A 23725-nucleotide genomic window follows, 5' to 3' on the forward strand; every position below is an offset into this window, starting at 1 on the left:
GCTTCACCATTTGCAGTTTAAATTCAGGCGTAAATGTTCGACGTTGACGTGGCATAGTAGCACACTCCTTTTTATTAGTAGTCTTAGTTTACAAGCCCTCATTTATTCTGTCTAACTTAGTGTAGCCTATCCAGAGTGCTGATAGTCAGATGAGTTTTATTTTCACTGATGACGAAAAAATATGAAATCATTGATATCCTCCCATCTAGAAGATTGCATCATCTCAGAGATTACTTTTTAAATTATTCATATGAAGCGAGAGCTTCTGTAAAAACGATTGTCACCGATATGAACGCCCCTTACGGGTCTTTAATTAAAGAGGTGTTCCCAAATGCAGATACCATCATCGATCGTTTTCATTTGTCCCAATTAGTAACACGTTCCCTTAATCAAACACGCATTCGCCTCTTTCGCCAATCGCTTAATTACGTTAAGATAGACTTAAGTGATAAAAAAAGGGGTTTGTGTATGATTGAAAAAACACGGTTTAACCAGCAACAAAACTGCTGGATTAATGTTAACACCACGCAAGAACATGATCTTAAAACATTATTTGCCACGTATGGGATTGATGAAGAAATCATCGGCTATTCGCTCGATAAGAACGAACGCGCCCACTTAGACTACGATAAAACGACGAATACCTTCGTCTTTATTTATAACGTTCCGAACCAAACAAAAATCGACAACCATTATGAAACAATCCCGATGACTTTTATCATCAAAGGCGAGACACTGATTACCATCTCCAACGACCGCAATCATTATTTAATCAGTAAGATGGCAGCGCTCCTAAAACAAAATGAGACGGTGTCTGTCTTTGGAATGCTGTTCAATAGTTTGCTAATGATTACCGATCAGTTTTTTCCATACGTTGAAGAACTTAATCTTGAACGTAACAAAGTCAGCCAACAATTAAAGGTCAAAACAACCAAAAAAAACACTGCTGTCGCTGTCGGATTTAGAAACGGGTATTATCTTTTTCATCTCAGCATCGAAGCAAAATGTTGTTTTGCTCGAACAAATTAAAACCCATGCGATCTACAAAGAACTTGATGATGTCGAAATCGAAGAGCTTGGCGATGTCTTAATTGAAGCAAAACAATTGGTTGAGATGACCCAGTTGTCCGTCCAAATTTTGCAACAACTGTCAGGGACCTATAATAACATTTTGAACAATAACTTGAACGATACCATGCGGATTTTAACCGTGCTATCGGTGCTGTTAACAATCCCAACCGTGATTACGGGCTTTTTTGGAATGAACATGCCATTACCGCTTGAAAATAACGCCTTTGGTTGGTTAATCACGATTATTATCAGTGTGCTTGTCTGGTTGAGTCTGTCGTTTATTTTACGCAAAATGATGAACCGTTAACGAAGGAGGAATGAAGATGAAAATTGTCGTTTATTGTGGCGCAAGCACGGGCCAGAATCCCGCCTTTAAAACGGCGACACAGGCGTTAGGTCAGTGGATTGTCGCCGAGCAACATACGTTAGTCTACGGTGGCGGCAAGGTGGGCTTAATGGGACTACTAGCCGATACCGTCCTAGCTGGCGGTGCCAAAGTGATTGGGATTATGCCGACTTTTTTAGCGGAGCGCGAATTGAGTCATCCCCAGCTAACCGAGCTGCAACTCGTTGAGTCAATGTCAGAGCGTAAAAATAAAATGATTGCCTTAGGTGACTGTTACATTGCATTGCCTGGTGGACCAGGAACATTAGAAGAAATTGCCGAGGTGATTTCTTGGGCGCGGATTGGTCAACATCAAAACGCCTGTATTTTGTATAATGTGGCGGATTATTACACACCATTAGCTCAGTTCTATGATCAAATGGTGGCAAATGGTTTCTTAACGGCAACCGATCGATCCGTCACCTCATTTAGTAGTAATGTGACGGAGATTGCCGCATTTTTGAAAGACTATCAACCACCAGTTGTTCGACAGTACCAGAACCAAAGTGAAAGCAACCGGTTAGAAGCAATCAACTTGGAAGAAAAATAAAGTGTCATACGACGGATACTACCACCTGAGCCCTCTTTTGAGGGTTCTTTTTTTGCCTAAAAATAAACAATGTCACAGTTAGAAGTGACAAAGTTATGGCTACATTAGATTGTTCTGTGACAAAATCCGTTATATCATAAAGTTATGAAAGCGGTAACAAAATATCGCTAAAAAGAGATGAGGGATGACAATGACAACAGAAAAGGGAAATACACGTCAAGGGGTACAAAAGTTCGGTAACTTTTTAAGCTCGATGGTGTTGCCGAATATAGGTGCGTTTATTGCTTGGGGCTTAATTACAGCCTTATTTATTCCAGATGGTTGGCTACCGAACAAAGCGTTAGCTGAATTGGTAACGCCGATGGTGAACTACCTACTGCCATTACTCATTGGTTTCTCAGGTGGTAAACTGGTGCACGGCCATCGTGGTGGTGTTGTTGGTGCGATTGCCACAATGGGTGTCATCGTTGGGTCAGATGTGCCGATGTTCTTAGGCGCAATGATTATGGGACCACTTGCGGGTTACTTAATGAAAAAATTCGATGCCTTGCTTGAAGGCAAGATTAAAGCAGGTTTAGAAATGCTCGTTAATAACTTCTCTGCTGGTATTTTAGGCGGAATCTTAACGATAATCGGTCTTAAAGGTGTTGGACCAATTATGGCGGGGCTCAACAATGTATTAGCAAGCGCGGTTGATTGGATTGTTAATGCCAACCTATTGCCGTTGGCTTCAATCTTTATTGAACCCGGAAAAGTACTGTTCTTAAACAATGCAATTAACCAGGGGATATTAACACCATTAGGCGTACAACAAGCGGCTGATTCAGGAAAATCAATTCTGTTTTTACTTGAAGCAAACCCTGGCCCCGGTTTAGGTATTTTAATGGCCTTGAGTATTTTTGGTAGCGGTGCTGCCAAACGAACTGCACCTGGTGCAGCCATCATTCAATTTTTCGGTGGGATTCATGAAATTTATTTCCCATACATCTTAATGAAACCGGCCTTATTAATCGCTGCAATTGCTGGTGGAATGAGTGGCGTTTTCACCTTAACATTGCTCGACGGTGGTTTAATTTCACCCGCTTCACCAGGTAGTATTTTAGCTGTATTAGCATCAACACCTAAAGGCTTAGGTAATTATGGTGCAAACATTGCCGGCGTGGTAGTGGCAGCAGTTGTTTCTTTCCTTGTGGCAGCTCTAATCTTGAAATTCAGTAAAAAAAGTGACACATCAATTGAAGAAGCCAGTGAAAAAATGGCTGCAATGAAAGGTAAAGAAAGTAGTGTGGCAGGGCATTTTACAAACGAAGCGACGTCAGTCATTGCAGCAGATGTCAAAAAGATTGTGTTTGCCTGTGATGCAGGTATGGGATCAAGTGCGATGGGTGCTTCATTACTTCGTAAAAAAATCAAACAGGCCAACATTGCTGTAACAGTTACCAATACAGCTATTTCACAATTGCCTGAGGATGCACAAATTATTATTACACAACGAGAATTAACACCTAGAGCTACAACGAAGCGTCCGAATGCCCATCATATTTCAGTAGACAACTTCTTAGACAGTCCCGAATACGACAAATTAGTCGCATTATTAGCTCAAGGAGTGAAACCAACTGAAGCGGTCGTTAACCAAAGTGAGTCAACAACCAATCAAGCTATTTTAAATCAGGAAAACGTCTACCTTAATCAACGTTTTGCCACGAAAGAAGCAGCGATACGTTTTGCTGGTGAGAAACTCGTTGAAAAAGGCTATGTTTCTACTTCATATGTTGAGTCCATGCTTGTACGTGATGCCAATTTATCGACCTACATGGGTAACTTTGTTGCGATACCACACGGGACGGAAGCAGCGAAAGCAGCTGTCATTCAATCAGGCGTGGTGATTGTACAAATACCAGAGGGTGTCGATTTTGATGGCAATGAGACGAGACTATTATTCGCGATTGCCGGTGCTGACAATGATCATTTGGGTATTTTAGCAATGATTGCTGAAACGTGTGCGGATGTGGCAGCGGTGCATGCGATGGTCGCAGAAACCTCAGCAGCAGCTATCATTACACGACTCGAACAATAAGAGTGAAAAGCGCCTTCAGTTGAAGGTGCTTTCGTGGGTCGAGCGTTAAATGTTACGAAAATGTGTCTAATTGGTATACTTTAGTAAACTAAAGGAGGTGTGTTCGATGTTTTTAACAACACGTGAAAAGGTCATTTTAGAAACACTGGTTAAAAATAAAGCGGGCAATACGTTGGACTATTTTAGCTCACTTTTAAAAGTAAGCAGACGTACGGTGCAACGTGATTTTAAAACAGTGTCACATACATTGGCTCTTTTTCATCTGTCCTTGAGTAAGCGTGACCAAGAATTTTACATCGCAGGTACCAACGCGAACCTGTTTAAACTTGCGCAAGAATTACATCAGTCAGAAGCCTTTGACCAAACACCAGAAGAAAAAAAATTGGCAGCTCTTAAAAACGTTAGCGCATCAAACAGCACCGTATAAATTGAGTAACCTCGCGTCAGAAATTGGTGTTTCGACGCAAACAGCAAGCACCTACTTAGAATCATTAAGCGACTGGTTACAGCCATTAAACGTTACGATAGAACGTTATCGTGGCAGTGGTATTCAACTGCGCGCAACCGAACGCAATAAACGCCAAGCCTTGGCCAGTTATTTACTGCAATATTTTGATGAGCAATTGATCGATGCCTTGTTTGAAATTGAACGTGACACCGCGACCGCGGATTGGTTCGACTACCTGCCAATTGCGTTAATTAAAGAAATTAATACGATTGAACGGAGCTATTTACAATCCTCACATTATGAAATGGCCGTTAATTCCTATTTGCGTTTTTTTAATTCAATTAGTGATTGCGCTACAACGCAGTGAGGCCGGTTTTTTGATTGATGATGAGCCAATAACAATGCGCTTGTCTGATGATGCCTATCGTTTTGCCGCGACTTTTACAACGGAAATTTCACGTACCATCTCAAAGCGAGAAGAAGCAGAAATTGCAATGTTATGGCAAAGTGCTATTCAATTAAATGAAACGATGGGCGGCTATGATAGCTTGCTAATTACACGACTCGTTCAGCAACTGATTTCCCATGTATCAGAGCAACTTAATATCGACTTAACAGATGATTTTTCACTGTTTCAAGGTCTGTTAGCCCATATGCCGTCAGCGGTCTTTCGTTTTCAAAATAAAATAACGGTTCATAACCCGTTATCAGAAGACATTAGACGACAATACCCGCTGCTGTTTATGGCCATTGAAAAAGGGCTGCAAGAAGAATTGAATGGGCATAGCTTGGCGATTGATGAAATGGCATACATCGTCTTGCATTTCGGGTCAGCATTAGAAATGCGCAAAGAACAAATAGATATAGAGACGCTCATTATTTGTCCAACCGGTTTTGGGGCCTCAAAGATGTTATCGACCCGTCTCACAAAAGATATCCCCGAACTAACGCACCATGTCGTTGCGTCAATGGCAGAGATGCAAACAGTCGATTGGGATCAGTATGACATCGTGTTATCAACCGTGCGTTTACAGCACCCACCAAAAGCCTATTTGCTCGTTAATCCGTTGTTACCACAGCAAGACGTACACGCAGTACGCCGCTACATCAAAGAACAGTTACCTGTTATGATGGAGCGTAAAAAATATAGTGCCACTCGCGATAACGAGTACGCGGCAGTGACACAACCATTTGAGCAGTTTATAAGTGAGTTGGATGCCATCTTAAAGGCGGTTCATTCACTCTTAGATAATTTAAAGGTGACAACGATAACAGCACAACAGGATTACCGGCAACTTGTTGCTGACATGATAACAGCAATTACGCCGGACTTATTAACAGCGCAGCAAACAGCCATTTTTGAAAAAGTAATGTGGCGTGAAAAACAAGGTGGATTAGCGATACCTAATACAACGATGGCGCTGTTTCATACGCGCCATGCCGCTGTACAGCAGATGACATTGACGATTGTGCAAACAGCACAGACTTATGCGTTACAAGGGATGGATGCTAATCAATGGCCGGTGAGCACCTTTATTTTACTCTTAGCGCCGGAACACTTAAGTGCTGCCGAAACAGAGGTTGTTAGTACGATTAGCGCCCTGTTGATTGAAAGCACCGAGAGTACCCAAATCTTTTCGTCAGGTCAAGAACGTCTCATTCGCCCGCAGATTGAGCGGGCATTACAAAAAGTGATTGTAAATAAAACACAAAGGACTGATTTAGAATGAAAAAAGCAATTCATTATGGAGCAGGAAATATTGGTAGAGGATTTATTGGTGCGTTATTAAACGAAGCGGGTTATGAAGTGACCTTTGCTGATCTGAACGACAGTTTGATTCAACAATTAAATGATAAGCAGTCATATCAGGTGATTACAGCAGAAGAACAGCCGAAAATAAGTACGATTAAGCCGGTTTATGGTTTGAATAGTGGCACGCAAGCAGCAGCAGTCGAAGCCTTAATTGCCGAAGCGACTTTTTTAACAACTGCAATTGGTGCGGGAATATTACCGTTTATCGCGCCAGCAATCGCAGCGGCGTTAGCTAAACGAGTGACACTAACGTCAGAGCCACTCTATGTGATTGCCTGCGAGAACCAAATCAATGCCACTGATATTTTACGCGACGCTATCTTCACGCATGTGGATGAGGCTACTGCTAAAAAAATCAAGACACAGGTTCATTTTTGCAACTCAGCCGTTGATCGGATTGTGCCAGCACAACCTGACGGACTCGGGTTAGATGTACAGGTAGAGGCCTACTATGAATGGGTGGTTGAAAGTAAAACGACCTTACCAACTATTCCTGGTATGACAGTCGTGCCTGACTTAGCACCGTTCATTGAACGTAAATTATTTACTGTCAATACAGGTCATGCAGTTACTGCTTATTTGGGCTATGCTAAAGGGTATCACACCATTGATGAAACATTGAAAGATGAAGCTGTCTATCAGCAAGTTGCTGCGACTTTAGGTGAAACAGGCGCTTATTTAGTGAAACGCTATGATTTGAATGCTGCCGACCATGCAGCTTATATCAAAAAAATTATCCACCGTTTCGAAAATCCGTTGTTAGCAGATGGGGTTGATCGAGTTGGACGTTCGCCATTGCGTAAACTAGGTGCGCAAGACCGGTTAGTGCGTCCCGCAGTCGAGGCTGATAAATTAGGCTTGCCCCATCAAAATTTAGCGAAAGCGATTGTGGCGGCATTGCACTTTGATGATCCCTCAGATAAAGAAGCGATGACGCTTCAATCCTTATTACAAACACAAGGATTAGACCATGTGCTTCAAACGGTGTGTGAATTAAAAGAGACCAATCCATTATATCAAGAAATTATCGCGCAGTATTAGACGCACTTAAAAACGCACAGCTAAGCTAGAGGGTAGGCTATAACAGCCTTTCTATTTAGTCTTATCATCTCGTAAACAAAGTCACTGTCATAAAATCCGAAAGAAAAAGCAGTTTAATTTGACTTTGTCGACAATCTGGAACCCTTCATTTGAAGGGTTTTTTGTCGGGGTTTTCAGAAGAAATAGTTGCCGAAATATGCTATATTGCAATTATAACTATAGCTAAAAATAAAGAGGTTTTGAAAGGGGGAACCGTAATTGCACAATCAAACAAGGAAACCATGGGAGAAAGAAACCGACGAACAGCAACGGAAGGATGACCTGTATCAGCGCGCACAAAGTCTCTTTCAAGCGAAAGCACAACCGGTTGCAACGAGTAACGCAGTGCCAGAGCAAACAGCGAAACGACTGCAACGAAAGCTGAAGAAACAGGAGCGAAAATACCAACAGTTGCAACAAAATCTGGCAAAGAGCGATAAGCGCATGGCTAACTCTGAGCGGTTGGTGAAACAGCTTCAAAAAGAAAACAATCATTTTCAGCAAGAAGAAGAGCGTCTAGCAGCGATTATCAAGGGGTATCAAGCAGACGAACAGCAATTAACAGAGTTAGCAGCCGCGACACCGCTACACATTGCGAGTATGGCTGAGTTACTGACTTATTCGACCGAACTCATCAATGATAAGCAAGTTTTGGAAAAAAAAGTTAGCGCAGGCGCAACAACGTATCGTTAAGGTGATTGCCAAAGCTAATCGACAGGTGGCTCATATACGGCAAATGGAGCAACATTTACGGCAAATTAATCGTCAACAAGACATTAAGGTTGAAGGATTACGTCAAACAAAAAATCGGCTCAAAGCCTCACAATTTAAAATGAAGATGAGACATACCGAGTTGCGTAAACAGCTGAAACAACAACAGCCAGAGCGAACAACGATTGTCGCAATGATTAAAAGCTTACGCGATCGCTTAGATGAGCGTACCTTTGAGCAGTACGGTCAGCTGAACCAATTACTCTACGAATACGATAGCGTGTTTAAACGGATGAATTTCGAAAACACAACGAATTATCGCTTTGGTTATTTTGTATTGGCCGAACAGGAACCTTTGTTTGTGGATGTGACGACCAATGATGTTTATTTTGTGAAAAGTCGCCCTGAAATGGCCCGCGATTTAGATGCGTGTAAGGCATTGATTGAGGAAAAACACGCGATGATTGTCTATTGCTATAGCAGTATCAATCAGTCAAAAAGTGAACGTCAGTTGATGAAGAAACCGCGCCAACAGACGATGAAACCGCCACTTAATCACGCCATGAAAAACAGACTTGCCAATTGCAGTTTTACACTAATCACAGCCAAACACGCGCATCGTTATCGTGACGCACTAAGGGTGTATACTAAAGATGTAAAGATTATTGATCCGTATGAAGTGAATCCCTCGCGTTTGTTTAAGCAGAGTCGTACCTTTGATTACGTGTTTGTCTTTTTAGACAGTTGCCCTCACAGCGTGACTGATTATTTAAAGGTACACCAGCAACAACACCGCATTCAAACATTTTATCGTGCCACACCCGAGATGGTAGTCGCGCGGGCAAACTATGTGGTATTGAATGATCCAGTGAGAACCGTTGTGGAAACAATAACATAAAAGATAAGCTTTAAAACTAACTTCTACTGAACTTAAGGTGGAAGTTTTTGTATTGTACTAGTAGGTTATTACTTTCTTTTTAGGAGTCATTCAAGGTATTCTTGAAAAAGGGTGTTTTAAAGAGATAATCATTGAGGGTTTAGGACCACAATAATAAAAAAGGATGAAAGAGGTTGAATGAATGAAAGAAACAAAAGCGATTGTAAAGACTTTACCGCTGGTAGTCGTAGCTATTTTTTTAATTGGGGTTAGTATTAACATGTTTTTAGGACCACATCATATTGCAGCTGGGGGTGTTAGTGGTATCGGCATCTTAGTTGAATCAGTGTTTCAGATTGATCGGGCGCTGACTGTACTTATTTTAAACTTACTTATGCTCGTGTTAACGTACATCTTTTTAGGCAAACCAGTTTTTATTAACACGGTTATTGGCAGCATGTTATTACCTGTATCATTAGCTATTGTCCCAGAAGTGATGGTGACGACTGATATTTTCTTATCCGTTACATTCGGTAGTGCAATTTTTGCAGTGGGTGTTGCAACTTTGTATAAAATCGGGGCATCGGGTGGCGGTACAACGATTCCGCCACTTATTTTCAAAAAGTATTTTGGTCTCAATACAGCGATTGGTCTATTTGTGACTGATATTATTATCGTCATTTTTAATATTTTCGTATTCAGTATGGAAGCCTTCTTTTATGCGGTGCTTTCTTTAATTATTACGTCTATCGTCATGAGCTATATTGAAACTGGGATTAAACGTAAAACAGCAGTGATGATTATGAGTCAAGCACACACCGAAGCAATCAAGCAAACGTTGCTTCATGACTTAAATCGAGGCGTGACTGTTTTTGGTGTAACAGGTGGTTATACGGATGAACAAAAAAAATATGCTGATGGTCATCGTTAGCAATCAACAGTACCAAAGTTTGTTGCAAACAATCAAAGGGATTGATCCAGATAGCTTTGTGATTGCATATAATGTGTCAGAAGTACATGGTCTCGGCTTTAATTACTATTCAGTTGTTTAAGAAAATGAAAAAAGTAGTAAACCGCAATGGTTTACTACTTTTTTGTACAACTATGAAATAAACTGAATCGAATTTTCAAGTGTTAGCAACTTATCGAGATAGGCCCGCTGTTCCAGCCGTTTTAAGTCACCGTTTTCAAAGCGGGCTTGCAACTCTTCACGTTCCATTTGAATCGCATCTTGTAACCATTCATCAAAATTGGTGTCTTGTTCAGGTTGATCAGTAGTATGCGAGGCTTTAATCCGTGCATAACGTAGCAGGTAAAAATCGATAATCATATTCTGGTCGTCCGTCTTTTCAGCCTCGCGTAATTGTACTAACACATAGTTACGGTTGCTTTCACGTAAAAGCACAATTTCAGCACGGCGGTTCGTTGGCAGCAACAAATGCTGCGAAAAGTCATTTTTCATAACATTCGCCATGAAATGTCGCTTTTGATATTGCGTTTTTTTAGTGAGACGATACAACCGATGATTTAAGCGGCGTAAATAATTAAAGGCCACCAGCACACTGATTTGTTTCGTGTTTAATAAGTGGAGGGTGTTGGTGTATTTCCAATGTAACACTTTCGTCATCACTTCTTCTTGTTGCTGGGAAAAATCATCACGATCAGATAAAGACAAGAGGCGATCGTTATACATCTTAATCACTTTGCCAAGCACCGTTTTATTCGCGGTAGTCAGTTGTGCTTTTAACTGTGCAATCACTGTTTGTAAAATAGCGATCTCGGTTTCATTGTTTTTTATGAGTTCAACTTTTTTCTCTGCAAACAAGGGCATTGTAAAGTTAGCGAGTAATAAGGTAACTAAAATAACCCCACTGGCAATGCTAATCAATAACTCGCGTGCTTCGAACACAGCGCCATTATTCAAGACGAGTGGTAAACTGAGTGCACTGACAAGCGTAATTGTGCCACGGACGCCTGAGACGGTGTAGAGCAGGCTTTGTTTCAGACTGAAGGACTCTTCAAAATTGCGGATTGCTAAGAAACAAAGGAAGCGACAGAAGAGCAAAATGAAGGCAATCACTAACACATAAATAAACACTAAACGATTATCGATGAACTGATTGTGCCAGACAACCGAGGTAATGTGCGGTAATTGCGTTCCTAATAAAATAAAGACAAGTCCATTTAAATTGAACGATAGAATCGACCATGTGCTTTTTGATAAAACATTTAGCTGTGCTTTATCGAGCTTGATGCTCTTATAATGGTACGAATAGACAATTCCACCCGCCACAACGGCTAGAATACCGTTCACACCGCATTCTTCGGCGACAAGGTAAATCGCAAACGGCAGTAAAATTTCAAACAGAATAAAGGAGACATTGTTTTGAATCCCGAGGTTTTTTAACCAACGTAAGAATAAAATCGCTAAAAAGCCTAAAATCAAACCGACGGCAATCCCGCCTAGTGAGATTAAAAAGAAGCTTGTTACGGCTGTTGTCATTGAAAAGACTCCAGTTAAGAGGGCGGCTGCGGCAAACTGAAATGAAACCAGACCCGAAGCATCATTGATTAAGGATTCACCTTCTAAAATATGCAACATCCGTTTCGGCATTTTGACCTTATCAGCCAATGAACTCACAGCGACGGCATCAGTTGGTGCCAGTGCAGCAGCAAGGGCGAAACAAGCCGCCCACGGTAAGGTTGGGATGATAAAATGAATGAACCAACCTAAGGCGCCGACTGTCACAAAGACTAAGCAAATCGAGAGAATGAAAATCGCTTTTTTTTTCTTTGAAGAACGATTTTTTATCCACATTGACACCATCGTTAAAGAGCAACGGAGCAATGAACAATAACATAAATAGTTCAGGCGAAAGTTCTAAGTAAGTGTGCGGTAAAATGAGCGAAAAAAAGGCCTCCTAGCACAATCTGAATAATGGGAACCGCAATAAAGGGTAAAAAACGTTGGAGAATGTTAGATGCTAAAATTAAGGCGAGCATCACAAGTATTGTTTCAAATATTTCCATAAGCACCTCTTCGAGTAATAAAGTAATGTATCTTCCTTAAGGATACTGTGTTACTAAATCATCGTCAAGAAATGAATGTTTACACGGACTAGTATTAGAGCCAAAAGGTGGGATAGTGACGTGTACTACTTAGATTGTTAAAAAGAAGGGCACAGATTACGAGCAAACAAGAGCCTGCTAAAACGGGGAAAAAGAGATAAGACCAGGAAGCGTTTGCACAGATGATGACAATGGGTGTTGCCCCAGCAGGTGGATGGCTTGTTTTAGTCAGTTGCATGACGATTAAAGACAGGCCAACAGCTAGCGCTAGCTGATAGGGTGTGTGAGGTATTAGCTGCAACACGGTTAATCCGACTAAAGCAGCTAAGAAATGGCCACCAATAATATTACGTGGCTGTGAGAACGGTGCATTCCAAGCCCCGAACGCAAGGACACAACTGGCTCCGAAGGGTGCCATCAACCAAGGTAGGTTTATTAAGTTAGTGAGAAGAGAGAGCAGAAAGAGGGTAAGAAAGGCGCCACAACCGTTGAAACAGACACTCTTGTAACGGTAAGTCAGTGGGCTGCGGGCACTGGTGTGCATTTTTTTGAAGTAATCCATGAGGCAACACTCCTTTTTGCCCAGTAATAAAAAAGGCAGATACAAAAGTCAACAGATAAGCGGTGGTTGCCCTCCGAAAAAAGATGTGCTATAGTTAAGGGACTAATTAAATACGAAAACATTTCTAGGGTTCCGTAACTTCATCGTTAGTCTGGTCCGAGAGAAATGCGCAACGGTTGCCGTTGTGACACGGAAGGACAAAAGCCTGGGAGAAACGAATTTTCGTTTTTCTTAGGCTTTTTTTTGAGGAGGTGGAAACAATGAGTAAAAGTACGTTATTAATTATTTTAGCTGCCATCGCGGAAGTGGGCTGGGTGATTGGCTTGAAACATTCGAGTAATGTGTGGGAGTGGCTCTTAACAGTCGTTTGTATCGTCGTATCGTTTGGACTCTTAATTAAGGTGAGTGCAACCAATAGTGTCAGTACAACCTATGCGTTGTTTGTCGGTCTAGGCACGTTAGGGACAGTTGTAACAAGTGTCGTTTTATTTGGTGAAGCGATGACTGTCTTAAAAACAGTCTTACTCGTCGTCTTAATGACGGGTGTGATTGGTTTGAAATTAGCAACAACAAAAACGAAAGGATGATGACAAATGGCTTGGCTTTTATTAATTATCGGCGGGTGCTTTGAAGTCGTCGGTGTCTCGAGTATTAACCGCTTAGTGGCAAAACGGAATGCGCAGAACATGCTCTTGTTAGTTGTTGCGTTTGCACTTAGTTTTTTATTATTGTCATTGGCGATGAACACCATTCCAATGGGAACAGCCTATGCAGTCTGGACGAGTATTGGGACAGCGGGATCGGCCTTGATGGGGATGTTTTTCTTTGGTGACTCTAAAAGCGTCAAACGAGTCTTTTTCATCGGCTTAATCATTGCCGCAACGGTCGGCTTGAAATTGATTTCATAAAAGGAGATGCGAATTTGGTCACAGTGCGGTAAAATACTAGATGAGACATAAATCAGATAGTAAGGCTGTGATCTAACCATGAGTTACCGTAATTACCGTCGCACGAGTACGAAAAAAACGGCGAAAGCTTATCAAAAACCGACCAAACTACCCGCAAGTTTTGTGGTGGTCGATTTTGAGACGACCGGTTTAAGTCCTGAGCGTCATCAAGTGATTCAAATTGGGGCCGTTAAATATGAGAATGGTCAACAAGTCTCGACTTATTCGAGTTACATTAATCCCTTTGAAGCACTGTCTGACACAATTGTACGCATCACTGGCATCACCGATGAGATTTTGGCAACCGCACCAGCAGTTGAAGACGTGTGGCCGGACTTTTTAGCCTATATCGCCGGCTATACCATAGTGGCACATAACGCGTCGTTCGATATGAAGTTTTTACTGGCAACTTCCTGTGATCTACGACTTGAAGAAGTGACATATCACGTATTGGATACAGTACCGTTAGCACGTAAATACTTTGATACACCGAATCATAAGCTTGAAACGCTTAAAAATCACCTAGGATTAGATAATCAATCGCATGATGCCTTAGAAGATTGTATCGTCACAGGGAAGGTTTACATGATGTGTTGGCAAAAAACACCGGAACGTGGGCGAAGCGGCACATTAGGCAAAGCGGCTGTCATACCGCAAAAAGCATCAACCGATAGCTTTAGTGAGGATGAACTGCGCTTGTACCAAAGTTTGAATGTGTTTTTACAAGGGCAACGGATGGCGAGTTTTTTTGCGGTAAAACATGTCGGTAAAACATTTAGCCTCGAAGGTTACTTTACCTTTGCCCGCATTACCTGTAATTCAAAGTCACAATTTATCAGCCTGCGTGGTAATCAGGAAACATTTACGATTGCGTATCCAAATGCGATTATTCAAGCAGCACCTAAATCAGACTGGGGTACATTTCGGGTGACGATAACGCATTTGGCGGATGTCCTTATTTACCGTGACTTCTTAATTGATTGTTACCTCCGAAATGTGACCCGTCTTAAACGAGAGATTGATGCTCAAAAAATTGTCGAGCAAGACTGGCGTAAATATCAATTGCTTAAACAACAGGTTGACGAAGCGGCCGGTAATCGTTGAAATCATTTTTTGTAATTGAATCGTTCACTTATGAAAAAGCCCGTTAACCCTTGGGGTTAATGGGTTCAGATTGTAGACAAAGTCTAAACAGTCTTCATTTTCTTTGAAATGCTATTACAGTGACTTTGTCTACGAGATGATAAGACTGAATAGAAACGTTGTTATATCCTCTCGTTTAATCAGCTAACTTCTATGATATTTCATGGAAACTAGCGACGGTAAATAGTCGCTCTTCTTTTCCATTCCAATATCTTTAAAGTTGAACGAGCTGATTTTACTTTCGTTCTAGTAAGAAACACGAGCCTTTGAGGTGAGTGTACAGATGGTACTCGACTCCGATAAGGCGAGGCATTGATGACCTAGAACAGCGTTTATCTTCAGCCTCAGCCCGTTAACCCTTGGGGTTAACGGGCTTTTTACTGCGGAAAAGAGCAGTGCACGCTGCACTTTTTGACAACGCTTACATTGTTTGTTATGGTGAGGATGAAATAGCTAATCAATTGAAGAGGGGTGTTGAAGATGAGTCGAGCGATTATAATTGATACTGATCCGGGAATCGATGATGCGATTGCCTTAGCGATTGCAACAGCGTCAGATGCATTGGATGTGAGGTTAATTACGACGGTAGCTGGTAATGTTAGTTTAAGCAAGGTGACCGCCAACGCATTAAAACTGTTGGCGTTGTTTAAGAAAGAGATTCCCGTTGCAAAAGGTGCGGTACGACCGTTGCTGCGTGACGCGATTGATGCAAGTGAAGTGCATGGCGAAACAGGGATGGATGGCTATGATTTTCCAGCCCCAGCGACGCATTTACTGTTAGAAGAGACTGCCGTTCAGGCGATGTACCGCGAGTTGCTGAGTGCAGATGAGCCGATGACGATTGTAGCGATTGGTCCGTTAACGAATGTGGCGATGCTGTTAAGAGAATTCCCGCTGGCGAAGGATAAAATTGCCGAGATTGTGTTAATGGGTGGGGCAATTGGGCGCGGCAATGCCGGAGTGTTAGCCGAGTTCAATATCTTTGTTGATCCAGAAGCAGCTGACATTGTGTTTAGGAGTGGGATACCGCTTGTAATGGCGCCGCTTGATGTCGGTTGGAAAGCGATTGTCACCCCTGAGGACAGTGCCATCATTAAGGCAATGCATCCTGTAGGTGAGATGATTTTTAGCATTTTGCAACGTTATCGTGGTGCGTCAACCAAAGGGGGAGCAACAATGTATGACAGCTGCGCGATTGCTTATTTACTCGCACCAGCTATGTTCACAACACAGGATGTGCATGTGGCAATCGAAACGACAGGGCAATACACAGCCGGTGCGACAGTCGTTGATTTGAATGGCTTAAGCGGTCAAAGCGCAAATGTGAAAGTATGTGTTGATATTGACCCGGTACAATTTAAACACTGGTTTATAGCAGGTTTGGCGAAGTGTAAATAGTAAAACTTGACAGTGTTATTTTAATAGTGTCTAATATACCTATAGGGGTATATTAGGAGGGGTAAGATGTTTTCGTTTTTTAAACAAGTGCCACACATAGCAACAACCGACTTAGCGGCACGATTGACACGTACAACAACAGTGTTAGATGTTCGTACGCCCGTTGAATTTAAGTCAGGTCATATTAAAGGTGCCAAGAACATACCATTACACGTTGTTGAAACATATGTCGGCAATAAGACAGAACCACTCTATGTTATTTGTCAGTCGGGTATGCGCAGTAAACAGGCTGTGAAACGACTCCAACGCTTAGGTTATCAGGCGATTAATGTGACTGGTGGCATGAATCAATGGCGTGGTAAACTAAAATAAAAACGGCAATAAAACACAGCAAAGAGAGCGAGAGCTTTAATGCATGTGTTTTATTGTTTTTTCAGTTATAATGTAAACGGTTACAAAATAAAGGGGGCGAGTTATATGTACAGAACAGAGAATGATAGTGTCGGCAGTATGTCGATACCGACAACAGCCTATTACGGTGTTAATGCCGCGCGGGCACAAGCGAATTTTCAAATTACAGGGCAGCGATTAGAGCCGGATTTCATTCGAAGTTTAGCCGAAATAAAGAAGGCTGCAGCCTTAGCCAATGCTGAGTTAGGAATGATTCGTGTTGATGTGGCTCACGCGATTGTCGCAGGAGCAAATGAGGTATTGCTTGGCTTATTACATGACCAGTTTATTGTCGATCCGATGCAAGGTGGGGCTGGCACGAGCAGCAACATGAATATTAACGAAGTATTGGCCAATCGCGCCATTGAATTGTTAGGTGGCAAAAAAGGCGATTATACACGCGTCAGCCCGAATGATGATGTTAACCGAGGCCAATCGACGAACGATGTATATCCGACCGCGGGCAAATTAACACTGTTAAAAAAAAATCCCCCTCTTACATGCTCAACTCGAACGAATGGCCCTCGTCCTCTTGCAAAAAGCAGAGCAGTTTAAGGCAGTCAAAAAAATTGGGCGCACACAATTAAGTGATGCCGTCCCGTTGACACTCGGGCAAGAATTTCATGCCTATTATTCGCTCGTTAAACGTCACATTAAGCGCCTCGCACAGGCAAAGAGTGAAATACTGACATTAAATATGGGAGGGACGGCAATAGGAACAGGTATTTCAGCGCATCCACGTTTTAGTGCAACCTTTATGCCGATTATTCGTGAGCTAACAGGTGAAGAATTAGAGCTGGCCGATGATTTAATTGATGCAACGCAAAATGTCGAGTGCTATGCAGTTATCGCGGATGTATTAAAGGTGATTGCGATTAGCCTGTCTAAAATAGCTAACGACATACGCCTGCTCTCATCAGGCCCTCGTTCCGGTATCGGCGAACTGATTATGCCAGTGAAACAAAACGGCTCGTCAATCATGCCTGGTAAAATTAACCCGGTCATTCCAGAAATCGTCAATCAATGTGCCTTTATTGTCGCGGGTAATAGTGTGACCGTGGCGATGGCAGTTGAAGGCGGTCAATTAGAACTGAATGCCTTTGAACCCGTTATTTTTTATAAACTCTTTGAATCGTTTGATGTGCTAGAGGCGGCTGTGAAAACTTTTGTCGACAATTGTTTAAGTGGTATTGAGGCCAATGAACCCCGTTGTCATGAATTGCTCGAACGGAGTCTCTATCTATCGACCAAATTGGCTGAAACTGTCGGTTATGCGGTCGCCTCCGATTTAACGAAAGAAGCAGTTGCTTCAGGTAAAACATTAAAAGAGGTAGCCGCTGCGAAGGGAATTGAAACAGATATGTTTGATGCTGTGCCGTTAGGGTGATTTGTCGAATGGTTATCAAAACGGTATAATAAAGACAGTTAAGAGCAGAAGGGATAGATGAAGATGTCTGAGCATGAAATCACGTTTAGAATGGCGACAAGAGCAGATGTTCCCTTAATATTAGACTTTATTAAAGGCCTTGCAGCTTACGAGAAAATGAGCGATGAAGTGGTCGCGACCGAAAGTTTATTAACTGAATGGTTGTTTGACAAGCAGGCAGCCGAAGTGCTGATTGGTGAATATGAGCACGAAGCGGTTGGTTTTGCGCTGTTCTTTTATAGTTTTTCGACATTTCTTGGTAAAGCGGGTATCTATTTAGAAGACCTCTATGTGTTACCGGAACATCGGGGCAAAAAATTCGGTAAAAAATTCATTCAACGACTGGCACAAATTACAGTCGAACGAGATTGTGGTCGCTTAGAATGGTGCTGTTTGGACTGGAATGAGCCAAGTATTGCCTTCTATTTAGCAATGGGTGCAGAACAAATGAACGACTGGACGACCTATCGTCTATCCGGCGAACGCTTACAACAATTAGGTCAATAGTTACAGAAAAAAATCGGTAAAAATAACCCTTAACAAATAGGTCATCGTGGCTTATAATTGAATAGGAAAAAACATCGAAAAATAAATGGAAGAGAAGTGGATAAAATGGGTCGTAAATGGGCTAATATTAAAGATAAAAAAGCAGCAAAAGAACAAACAACGAGTAAGGTTAATGCGAAGTTTGGTCTAGAACTTTATGTGGCAGCGAAACAAGGAGATCCTGATCCATCGACTAACCGTAAATTACATGCCGTTATTGAACGTGCAAAAACATATAACGTTCCGAAACACATTATCGATCGTGCAATCGAAAAAGCGAAAGGCTCTAGTGATGAAACATACGCTGAATTACGTTACGAAGGCTTTGGGCCAAGTGGTGCAATGATTATCGTTGATACGTTAACAAACAACGTTAACCGTACAGCTGCTGAAGTACGTTCAGCTTTCAACAAAAACGGTGGGAACATGGGTGTATCAGGCGCAGTGGCTTACATGTTTGATAACACAGCGATGTTCGCTTTTGAAGGCAAAGAAGCCGATGCGATTTTTGAATTGTTGTTAGAAAATGATATCGAGATTCGTGATGTTGCAACTGAGGGCTCACAAGTCATCGTTTATGCTGAACCAGAAGATTTCCACAAAGTACAAACGGTCTTAAAAGCCGATGGCGTTGAAGAATTCACGGTAGCAGAAACAGAGATGATTGCTCAAAATGAATTATCATTGTCAGCTGATGATCTTGTAATGTTTGAAAAATTAATTGACGCATTAGATGAATTGGAAGATGTTCAAAAAATTCACCATAATGTAAGTTTCGAGTAACAACGTTGATATGACGCGGTTTCATCCATATCTCAACCGCTTTTTTGTTTGAAAAGGGGCAGAAACAAGTCTATTTTATAGGCTTGTTTTTTTATTTACTCATAGTAGCCAGTCGAAGTGGTGTTTGTTATACTGAATGATGTATCGAGAGAGGATGCTGCCAATGCATTACGTAATCGTCACGCTCTGTCTCCTCATCATGTTTGTTAGTTGGTTTAGTGGACCAAAAACGCCATTATGGCTGCGAGTTCTAACGCTTGTCCTTGTGCTGCTCATTGCGGTGAGAGGATTACTACTATAACGTGAAGGAGGAATGAAAATGAATATAACAATGAGTCAGGCAGTAGTAGACAGCCTCTGTGTAGGCGCAACGACCAAAGTCATCACGCTCTATTACACGTATGAATCACTTAATAGTTGCTCGTGTAGCGATGCTGGGCTCTTTATCCTCAGTTGTTCTAACGCGCCATTAGCTCCTTATGATCGTCCCTTAAAGCGTTCGTATCCGCCGGTGTTTACCAATGTCTTTAGTCTTACTTTTATGGAAGAAGAGATGGTGTTGACCCGTGATTCAGCATCGGGCCGTCTTATTTTAAGCGGTCAAAGTGGTATTTTATCACCGAATGTCAAGGTGCTAACTCATAATTAAAAGATCTAATCAATCTATATATAATAAGATATAAACTGGTTTAGTTTGAATAAAACTATTTTTATAAAACAACATAAAAAGATTGACAACGCTTACACGATGGAATTATACTCGTGGTAAGTTAATCGATGCGTAATGAGACGATGAGAACCGCAGAATCCTAAAAAGAGAGGAGGCTGTGGTTTTTTTGTTGAACGACGCAATCAGTTGACTAATTTGTAAAACGAAAGGAGCGAATATGAAAAAAATTATTGCACATCGAGGGCTGTCACTGCGATACCCCGAAAATTCAGTGGCCGCGTTTGAAGCAACACACCGTTATGGGGTCGAATGGTTAGAAACTGATATTAGTATTTTAGGTGATGGCACAGTTATCATCATGCACGATGATACGTTGGATCGTACAACCAATCAGAGCGGTCATTTAGCAGAATTGAGCGCTGCTGATATTGCAGCGACAAGCGTTGGTGAATGGTTTGGTACGGCCTTTAAAGATGAACCGATTCCACGATTGGCAGATTTAATTGCCTGCTTAAATCGGACGAAACTAAATATCAATTTTGAATTGAAGGCAGTCGTTGGCAACCGAGGCAATGAACTTGCAGATGAGGTGGTGGCGCAATTGGCAGAGGCAATAACACAGTTGAATCCTGCCATCAAAATTAGTATTTCTAGTTTTAATCCGTTGATGCTCTTAAAAATGAAAGCCTATCATCCTGATTTAGATTATGCGGTGTTATTTGAAACACATACATTAGAAGCAGATTGGCCGCTCATTATGGCTGCAGTAGGGGCGCGGGCAATCCATCTAGAAAACGAAGGGTTGAGTCAACACGTTGTGCAAACAGCTGTTTCGTTAGGCTATGAAGTCAATGTTTGGACGGTGAATACGCGTGAGCGCACTAATGAATTGTTTAATTGGGGCGTCACCGGTGTTTTTAGTGATAAGGCAGATGAACTGTTGTCATTAACAAAGAAGGAGTGGATGAGTCATGAAAGGCTTACTTAAAAAAGCTGGATTCAGTTCCAAAAATCAGTTCATCGGCTTCTCGATGGTCGTGTTAGCAGGTCAAATTGTGTACTCCGCTTTTGAAGCTTTTAAAGGCACCTTCTATGATGTGCTCCTTGAAGTGCTACAAGTGAATAATACCGAACTTGGTATCATTTTTAGTTTAATTGGAATTTCAATCTTCTTTTATGTACCAGCTGCCTGGTTAAACAACCGCTTTTCGATTAAATCACTATTAGTCGTTGGTCTCCTCATTCGGATGTTTACCACCTTCATCATTATCTTTTTCACACCAAGTTTTGCCGTTTTAAAGGTGATTGCCTTTATTTGGGGTGTCGTTGAAGCTTTTTTCTGGCCAGCGGTTTTGAATGGTGTCGTATTGCTGTCGGCCCCCGATAAAAAAGGAATTGCCTTCGGGATATTAGAATCGGCACGGCGGGCGCTTGAAATGGTAATGAACTTATTGATTGTCGCTGTGATGGCCTTGTTTGGAGGAATTGCAATTTTTAAAGGTGGGATGTTGGCTTATAACTTACTGATTATTCCACTCGTGCTTTATATTATTAAATATGTGCCTGTTAATGGCATTGCTGCTGAACAAAAACAACCCAAAACAAAGTCACTGGATGCCCTCAAAGGGTTATTACATGTCATTAAAATACCGACGGTGTGGTTATCATCGGTGGCGGGCTTAACGATTTATTGGTCATACATTAACTTGATTTACACAGTTCCTTATTTACAAGCGGTCTTTGGTATTTCACGTGGCCAAGCGGCCATCTTTGGGATTATTAATACCGGTGCGATGGGTGTGCTATCGGGGGCAATTGCTGGTTTGTTGGCCGATTATGTCTTTAAATCATCGGCAAAAATGATTTTTGTATCATTGGTGATGACGTTCGTGACCCTTGGATTGACGATGGTTATTCCAAAAACCCCTGATAAAATCGGCTTGAGTATCGCCTTGTTAATGCTGTTCTCCTTCTCGATTTTCTTGGCTAAAAGTGTCATTTTAGCTCCAGTGGCAGAGGCGGGAATATCAGAGAAGTATTCAGGGTCAGCCATGAGCATCGGGTCGTTTGCAACATACGCCCCGGTGTTTTGGGCCTATAGCTTAAACGGTCATATTATCGATAAGTTTGTGGCGGGCGATGCCTATCAAACGATTTTTAAAATCGGTACCGCAGTCGCCTTACTCGGTGTAATCAGTGCACTTTTATTGGTGATTGTCAGTGAAAGGGCTAAGAAAAAACGCAACGTCAGTGCAGGATAAGAACGGACTCTAAAAAGGTTAGTTGTTCATTTCAAACACACGGACTTCAAGCATAGGCAAGGTGATAAAAGCACCCGAAGGGGATTCGTACGTATAGTGCCCTTCGGAGACACCGTAACTTGTAATTTCATCACCTTTTGAGAGCGGTTGTTGAGCCAATTGTTCGTCTGGAATCGTAAGGATGATTATTTTGGTGCTGTCATCGTCGATTTGGAAGTGGCAGAGCGAATATTCAGACCCTTTTAAAATGGCGATGATTTTGCCAGAAAAACGAATTCTTGCTTTGATATAACGATTAGGCTCATCGACTAACTGTTGATAGGTGATGTTATGTTGGTAGTTATGTTTGTTTTTATCATCGGCTTCTTTTTTTTAAGTTCGCTTGAAAAGAACGAAAGTCGGAAGTTGCTGTTGTGTCTTCTGGAGCTGTTGGTTGACTCTTAGCCGTACACGCACTAAGTGCAAACAGACATAGTAAGGAGAAGATGATTTTGTTGAATGGAATCGTTAAAACCTCCAATGTCGAATGTAAAAATCCTTTACTCTATTAGTATACAACAGTAATTCTGAGATGTAAGCCTTTTATTGTCAAAATAAGCGTTATATGGGTTTATGATGCATCTGGAGCATGGTATACTGTTGATATTGTATTTAGAGAAAGAGGATGGCTGAAAATGGAACAAACGTATCAACGAACGATCTTACAACAGGTATTCACTTGGTTAAGTTTCCTTGTTTTGACGGCTTTAGCGTTGTTTTTAGCAGTTAACTACCAAGCGTTACCAAAGATTGTGCCGATGCATTTTAATTTTGCGGGTGAGATAGACGGTTATGCTGGTAGAGCGAGTGTGTGGCTTTTGCCGATTATAGGGTTTCTGATGTGGTTGCTGTTATTTGTTATTGGTGCTCACCCGGAAAAACATAATTACATGTTTTTAACAGAGGCTAACAAACGGGCACAGTATCGCTTATCATGCACGATTGTTGCGGGTAGTAATCTCTTTATTAGTCTCGTTTTTATGATTATTACGTTGGCGATTTTACAACAAAATGATTTGAAAAATGATCCAATTTTATTCACTTCTTTTTTAACCTTAATCGGGCTAGGCATAAGCGGTATCGGCTACATGATTTATCGCTTAATAGGCTTTAAAAGAACACGGACTAATTAAAAAAATACCATTGAAGGACGCGGATTTTAGCGTGCTCCAATGGTATTTTTAATTGGCTCTATGTCAAATAGTGTTGTTATTCAAAATTTAGTAAAATAAGTCATTTTTGCAGCTATCTTTTTTGGTAGTTGCTTTTTTTTGTAGTCATTCCTAATGTGAAGGACGCTTTCTGCGGGTGACGCTTCATCCTCCGCGCTCCGCTGTGGGGTATTCAGCGGCCACTTTTCCCGCTAGAGTCGCCTTCACAAACGTCATGACGTGCACGTTTGTTATTGATCCCTTCTAA

At 41.6% G+C, this 23725-nt stretch carries 27 protein-coding genes, 1 pseudogene and 1 riboswitch; of the genes and pseudogenes, 25 read left to right on the forward strand and 3 right to left on the reverse strand.

The window, feature by feature from the left end; all coding sequences use genetic code 11:
• Positions 1-168: 168 nt before the first annotated feature.
• The 11 genes and pseudogenes from BCAMP_RS09395 to BCAMP_RS14440 all read left to right on the forward strand — a co-directional run bounded on the left by BCAMP_RS09395 (position 169) and on the right by BCAMP_RS14440 (position 10064).
• A pseudogene (locus tag BCAMP_RS09395) lies at positions 169-1378 on the forward strand (CorA family divalent cation transporter).
• 16 nt (positions 1379-1394) lie between these two features.
• Positions 1395-2006 carry an LOG family protein gene (locus BCAMP_RS09400; protein ID WP_051457018.1) on the forward strand — a complete coding sequence of 204 codons (612 nt, stop codon included), beginning with the start codon at positions 1395-1397 and terminating at the stop codon, positions 2004-2006.
• 190 nt (positions 2007-2196) lie between these two features.
• Entirely contained in the window at positions 2197-4083 is a 1887-nt protein-coding gene (locus BCAMP_RS09405; protein ID WP_035315221.1) for a PTS mannitol transporter subunit IICBA, read from the forward strand.
• 97 nt (positions 4084-4180) lie between these two features.
• Positions 4181-4510, forward strand: coding sequence for a helix-turn-helix domain-containing protein (locus BCAMP_RS09410; RefSeq protein ID WP_269479287.1), 330 nt, complete (start codon positions 4181-4183; stop codon positions 4508-4510).
• 1 nt (position 4511) lies between these two features.
• A complete protein-coding gene (locus BCAMP_RS09415; RefSeq protein WP_035315200.1) occupies positions 4512-4898 on the forward strand; it encodes a hypothetical protein in 387 nt (128 codons plus the stop codon).
• The gene (locus BCAMP_RS09420; protein ID WP_084038772.1) at positions 4831-6261 is read left to right on the forward strand and encodes a BglG family transcription antiterminator; all 1431 of its coding nucleotides are present in this window, start codon (positions 4831-4833) and stop codon (positions 6259-6261) included. Before BCAMP_RS09415 ends, BCAMP_RS09420 begins: the two co-directional genes overlap by 68 nt.
• Positions 6258-7385: a mannitol-1-phosphate 5-dehydrogenase gene (locus tag BCAMP_RS09425; protein WP_035315203.1), complete on the forward strand. Its 1128-nt coding sequence runs from the start codon at positions 6258-6260 to the stop codon at positions 7383-7385. Before BCAMP_RS09420 ends, BCAMP_RS09425 begins: the two co-directional genes overlap by 4 nt.
• A 258-nt stretch (positions 7386-7643) precedes the next feature.
• Positions 7644-8117, forward strand: a complete 474-nt coding sequence (locus tag BCAMP_RS09430) for a hypothetical protein (RefSeq protein ID WP_035315204.1) — start codon at positions 7644-7646, stop codon at positions 8115-8117.
• A gap of 43 nt (positions 8118-8160) precedes the next feature.
• Complete coding sequence (locus BCAMP_RS09435; protein ID WP_035315205.1) at positions 8161-9033, forward strand: hypothetical protein; 873 nt, start codon at positions 8161-8163, stop codon at positions 9031-9033.
• A 181-nt stretch (positions 9034-9214) separates the two neighbouring features.
• On the forward strand, positions 9215-9943 hold the full coding sequence (locus tag BCAMP_RS09440) for a YitT family protein (RefSeq protein ID WP_232217967.1): 729 nt from the start codon (positions 9215-9217) through the stop codon (positions 9941-9943).
• Positions 9909-10064, forward strand: coding sequence for a DUF2179 domain-containing protein (locus tag BCAMP_RS14440; protein ID WP_232217968.1), 156 nt, complete (start codon positions 9909-9911; stop codon positions 10062-10064). Before BCAMP_RS09440 ends, BCAMP_RS14440 begins: the two co-directional genes overlap by 35 nt.
• 50 nt (positions 10065-10114) lie before the next feature.
• Here BCAMP_RS14440 and BCAMP_RS09445 read toward each other — a convergent pair whose 3' ends face one another.
• Both BCAMP_RS09445 and BCAMP_RS09450 read right to left on the reverse strand, forming a co-directional pair.
• A complete protein-coding gene (locus BCAMP_RS09445) occupies positions 10115-11830 on the reverse strand; it encodes a cation:proton antiporter (protein ID WP_051457019.1) in 1716 nt (571 codons plus the stop codon).
• Between the two features lie 306 nt (positions 11831-12136).
• Positions 12137-12643: an HPP family protein gene (locus BCAMP_RS09450; protein ID WP_051457020.1), complete on the reverse strand. Its 507-nt coding sequence runs from the start codon at positions 12641-12643 to the stop codon at positions 12137-12139.
• 113 nt (positions 12644-12756) lie between these two features.
• Positions 12757-12857: riboswitch (guanidine-I (ykkC/yxkD leader) on the forward strand.
• A gap of 46 nt (positions 12858-12903) precedes the next feature.
• On the opposite strand from BCAMP_RS09450, the gene BCAMP_RS09455 reads away from it, so the two are divergent.
• The 13 genes from BCAMP_RS09455 to BCAMP_RS09505 all read left to right on the forward strand — a co-directional run bounded on the left by BCAMP_RS09455 (position 12904) and on the right by BCAMP_RS09505 (position 22267).
• Positions 12904-13230 carry a DMT family transporter gene (locus BCAMP_RS09455; protein ID WP_035315207.1) on the forward strand — a complete coding sequence of 109 codons (327 nt, stop codon included), beginning with the start codon at positions 12904-12906 and terminating at the stop codon, positions 13228-13230.
• Between the two features lie 6 nt (positions 13231-13236).
• Positions 13237-13551, forward strand: a complete 315-nt coding sequence (locus BCAMP_RS09460; protein WP_035315208.1) for a DMT family transporter — start codon at positions 13237-13239, stop codon at positions 13549-13551.
• Between the two features lie 78 nt (positions 13552-13629).
• A complete protein-coding gene (locus BCAMP_RS12710) occupies positions 13630-14694 on the forward strand; it encodes an exonuclease domain-containing protein (RefSeq protein ID WP_051457021.1) in 1065 nt (354 codons plus the stop codon).
• A 519-nt stretch (positions 14695-15213) separates the two neighbouring features.
• Positions 15214-16131, forward strand: coding sequence for a ribonucleoside hydrolase RihC (rihC, locus tag BCAMP_RS09470; RefSeq protein ID WP_035315210.1), 918 nt, complete (start codon positions 15214-15216; stop codon positions 16129-16131).
• 66 nt (positions 16132-16197) lie between these two features.
• Positions 16198-16503: a rhodanese-like domain-containing protein gene (locus BCAMP_RS09475; protein ID WP_035315211.1), complete on the forward strand. Its 306-nt coding sequence runs from the start codon at positions 16198-16200 to the stop codon at positions 16501-16503.
• 105 nt (positions 16504-16608) lie between these two features.
• Positions 16609-17136 (forward strand): lyase family protein, encoded by a 528-nt coding sequence (locus BCAMP_RS14785; protein ID WP_198015767.1) that lies wholly within the window; start codon positions 16609-16611, stop codon positions 17134-17136.
• Positions 17114-17968, forward strand: a complete 855-nt coding sequence (locus BCAMP_RS14790) for a lyase family protein (protein WP_198015768.1) — start codon at positions 17114-17116, stop codon at positions 17966-17968. The genes BCAMP_RS14785 and BCAMP_RS14790 overlap by 23 nt, the downstream gene beginning before the upstream one ends.
• Positions 17969-18025: 57 nt before the next feature.
• Entirely contained in the window at positions 18026-18514 is a 489-nt protein-coding gene (locus BCAMP_RS09485; RefSeq protein WP_051457022.1) for a GNAT family N-acetyltransferase, read from the forward strand.
• A gap of 105 nt (positions 18515-18619) precedes the next feature.
• Positions 18620-19336 (forward strand): YebC/PmpR family DNA-binding transcriptional regulator, encoded by a 717-nt coding sequence (locus BCAMP_RS09490; RefSeq protein ID WP_035315213.1) that lies wholly within the window; start codon positions 18620-18622, stop codon positions 19334-19336.
• Between the two features lie 163 nt (positions 19337-19499).
• Positions 19500-19637, forward strand: a complete 138-nt coding sequence (locus tag BCAMP_RS13580) for a hypothetical protein (RefSeq protein WP_156921211.1) — start codon at positions 19500-19502, stop codon at positions 19635-19637.
• 18 nt (positions 19638-19655) lie between these two features.
• Complete coding sequence (locus BCAMP_RS09495; RefSeq protein ID WP_035315214.1) at positions 19656-19985, forward strand: iron-sulfur cluster biosynthesis family protein; 330 nt, start codon at positions 19656-19658, stop codon at positions 19983-19985.
• 238 nt (positions 19986-20223) lie between these two features.
• Positions 20224-20994, forward strand: coding sequence for a glycerophosphodiester phosphodiesterase family protein (locus BCAMP_RS09500; RefSeq protein WP_035315215.1), 771 nt, complete (start codon positions 20224-20226; stop codon positions 20992-20994).
• Complete coding sequence (locus tag BCAMP_RS09505; protein WP_035315217.1) at positions 20978-22267, forward strand: MFS transporter; 1290 nt, start codon at positions 20978-20980, stop codon at positions 22265-22267. The genes BCAMP_RS09500 and BCAMP_RS09505 overlap by 17 nt, the downstream gene beginning before the upstream one ends.
• A gap of 18 nt (positions 22268-22285) precedes the next feature.
• Here the strand turns inward: BCAMP_RS09505 and BCAMP_RS13585 are convergent, their stop codons facing one another.
• Positions 22286-22426 (reverse strand): hypothetical protein, encoded by a 141-nt coding sequence (locus BCAMP_RS13585; RefSeq protein WP_156921212.1) that lies wholly within the window; start codon positions 22424-22426, stop codon positions 22286-22288.
• 515 nt (positions 22427-22941) lie between these two features.
• Here BCAMP_RS13585 and BCAMP_RS09510 point away from each other — a divergent pair.
• On the forward strand, positions 22942-23439 hold the full coding sequence (locus BCAMP_RS09510; protein WP_035315218.1) for a DUF1648 domain-containing protein: 498 nt from the start codon (positions 22942-22944) through the stop codon (positions 23437-23439).
• Positions 23440-23725: the final 286 nt, after the last annotated feature.

Origin of the sequence: Brochothrix campestris FSL F6-1037 (assembly GCF_000525915.1) — a bacterium.
Lineage (GTDB): Bacteria > Bacillota > Bacilli > Lactobacillales > Listeriaceae > Brochothrix > Brochothrix campestris.

What these genes read in the sequence shown, in the direction of transcription:
- BCAMP_RS09400 (WP_051457018.1), top strand. Translation starts at nt 1,395, where the DNA reads ATGAAAATTGTCGTTTATTGTGGCGCAAGCACGGGCCAGAATCCCGCC.
- BCAMP_RS09405 (WP_035315221.1), top strand. Translation starts at nt 2,197, where the DNA reads ATGACAACAGAAAAGGGAAATACACGTCAAGGGGTACAAAAGTTCGGT.
- BCAMP_RS09420 (WP_084038772.1), top strand. Translation starts at nt 4,831, where the DNA reads ATGAAATGGCCGTTAATTCCTATTTGCGTTTTTTTAATTCAATTAGTG.
- BCAMP_RS09425 (WP_035315203.1), top strand. Translation starts at nt 6,258, where the DNA reads ATGAAAAAAGCAATTCATTATGGAGCAGGAAATATTGGTAGAGGATTT.
- BCAMP_RS09435 (WP_035315205.1), top strand. Translation starts at nt 8,161, where the DNA reads ATGGAGCAACATTTACGGCAAATTAATCGTCAACAAGACATTAAGGTT.
- BCAMP_RS09440 (WP_232217967.1), top strand. Translation starts at nt 9,215, where the DNA reads ATGAAAGAAACAAAAGCGATTGTAAAGACTTTACCGCTGGTAGTCGTA.
- BCAMP_RS14440 (WP_232217968.1), top strand. Translation starts at nt 9,909, where the DNA reads ATGAACAAAAAAAATATGCTGATGGTCATCGTTAGCAATCAACAGTAC.
- BCAMP_RS09445 (WP_051457019.1), bottom strand. Translation starts at nt 11,830, where the DNA reads ATGTGGATAAAAAATCGTTCTTCAAAGAAAAAAAAAGCGATTTTCATT.
- BCAMP_RS09450 (WP_051457020.1), bottom strand. Translation starts at nt 12,643, where the DNA reads ATGGATTACTTCAAAAAAATGCACACCAGTGCCCGCAGCCCACTGACT.
- BCAMP_RS09455 (WP_035315207.1), top strand. Translation starts at nt 12,904, where the DNA reads ATGAGTAAAAGTACGTTATTAATTATTTTAGCTGCCATCGCGGAAGTG.
- BCAMP_RS09460 (WP_035315208.1), top strand. Translation starts at nt 13,237, where the DNA reads ATGGCTTGGCTTTTATTAATTATCGGCGGGTGCTTTGAAGTCGTCGGT.
- BCAMP_RS12710 (WP_051457021.1), top strand. Translation starts at nt 13,630, where the DNA reads ATGAGTTACCGTAATTACCGTCGCACGAGTACGAAAAAAACGGCGAAA.
- rihC (WP_035315210.1), top strand. Translation starts at nt 15,214, where the DNA reads ATGAGTCGAGCGATTATAATTGATACTGATCCGGGAATCGATGATGCG.
- BCAMP_RS09475 (WP_035315211.1), top strand. Translation starts at nt 16,198, where the DNA reads ATGTTTTCGTTTTTTAAACAAGTGCCACACATAGCAACAACCGACTTA.
- BCAMP_RS14785 (WP_198015767.1), top strand. Translation starts at nt 16,609, where the DNA reads ATGTACAGAACAGAGAATGATAGTGTCGGCAGTATGTCGATACCGACA.
- BCAMP_RS09485 (WP_051457022.1), top strand. Translation starts at nt 18,026, where the DNA reads ATGAAGATGTCTGAGCATGAAATCACGTTTAGAATGGCGACAAGAGCA.
- BCAMP_RS09490 (WP_035315213.1), top strand. Translation starts at nt 18,620, where the DNA reads ATGGGTCGTAAATGGGCTAATATTAAAGATAAAAAAGCAGCAAAAGAA.
- BCAMP_RS13580 (WP_156921211.1), top strand. Translation starts at nt 19,500, where the DNA reads ATGCATTACGTAATCGTCACGCTCTGTCTCCTCATCATGTTTGTTAGT.
- BCAMP_RS09495 (WP_035315214.1), top strand. Translation starts at nt 19,656, where the DNA reads ATGAATATAACAATGAGTCAGGCAGTAGTAGACAGCCTCTGTGTAGGC.
- BCAMP_RS09500 (WP_035315215.1), top strand. Translation starts at nt 20,224, where the DNA reads ATGAAAAAAATTATTGCACATCGAGGGCTGTCACTGCGATACCCCGAA.
- BCAMP_RS09505 (WP_035315217.1), top strand. Translation starts at nt 20,978, where the DNA reads ATGAAAGGCTTACTTAAAAAAGCTGGATTCAGTTCCAAAAATCAGTTC.
- BCAMP_RS09510 (WP_035315218.1), top strand. Translation starts at nt 22,942, where the DNA reads ATGGAACAAACGTATCAACGAACGATCTTACAACAGGTATTCACTTGG.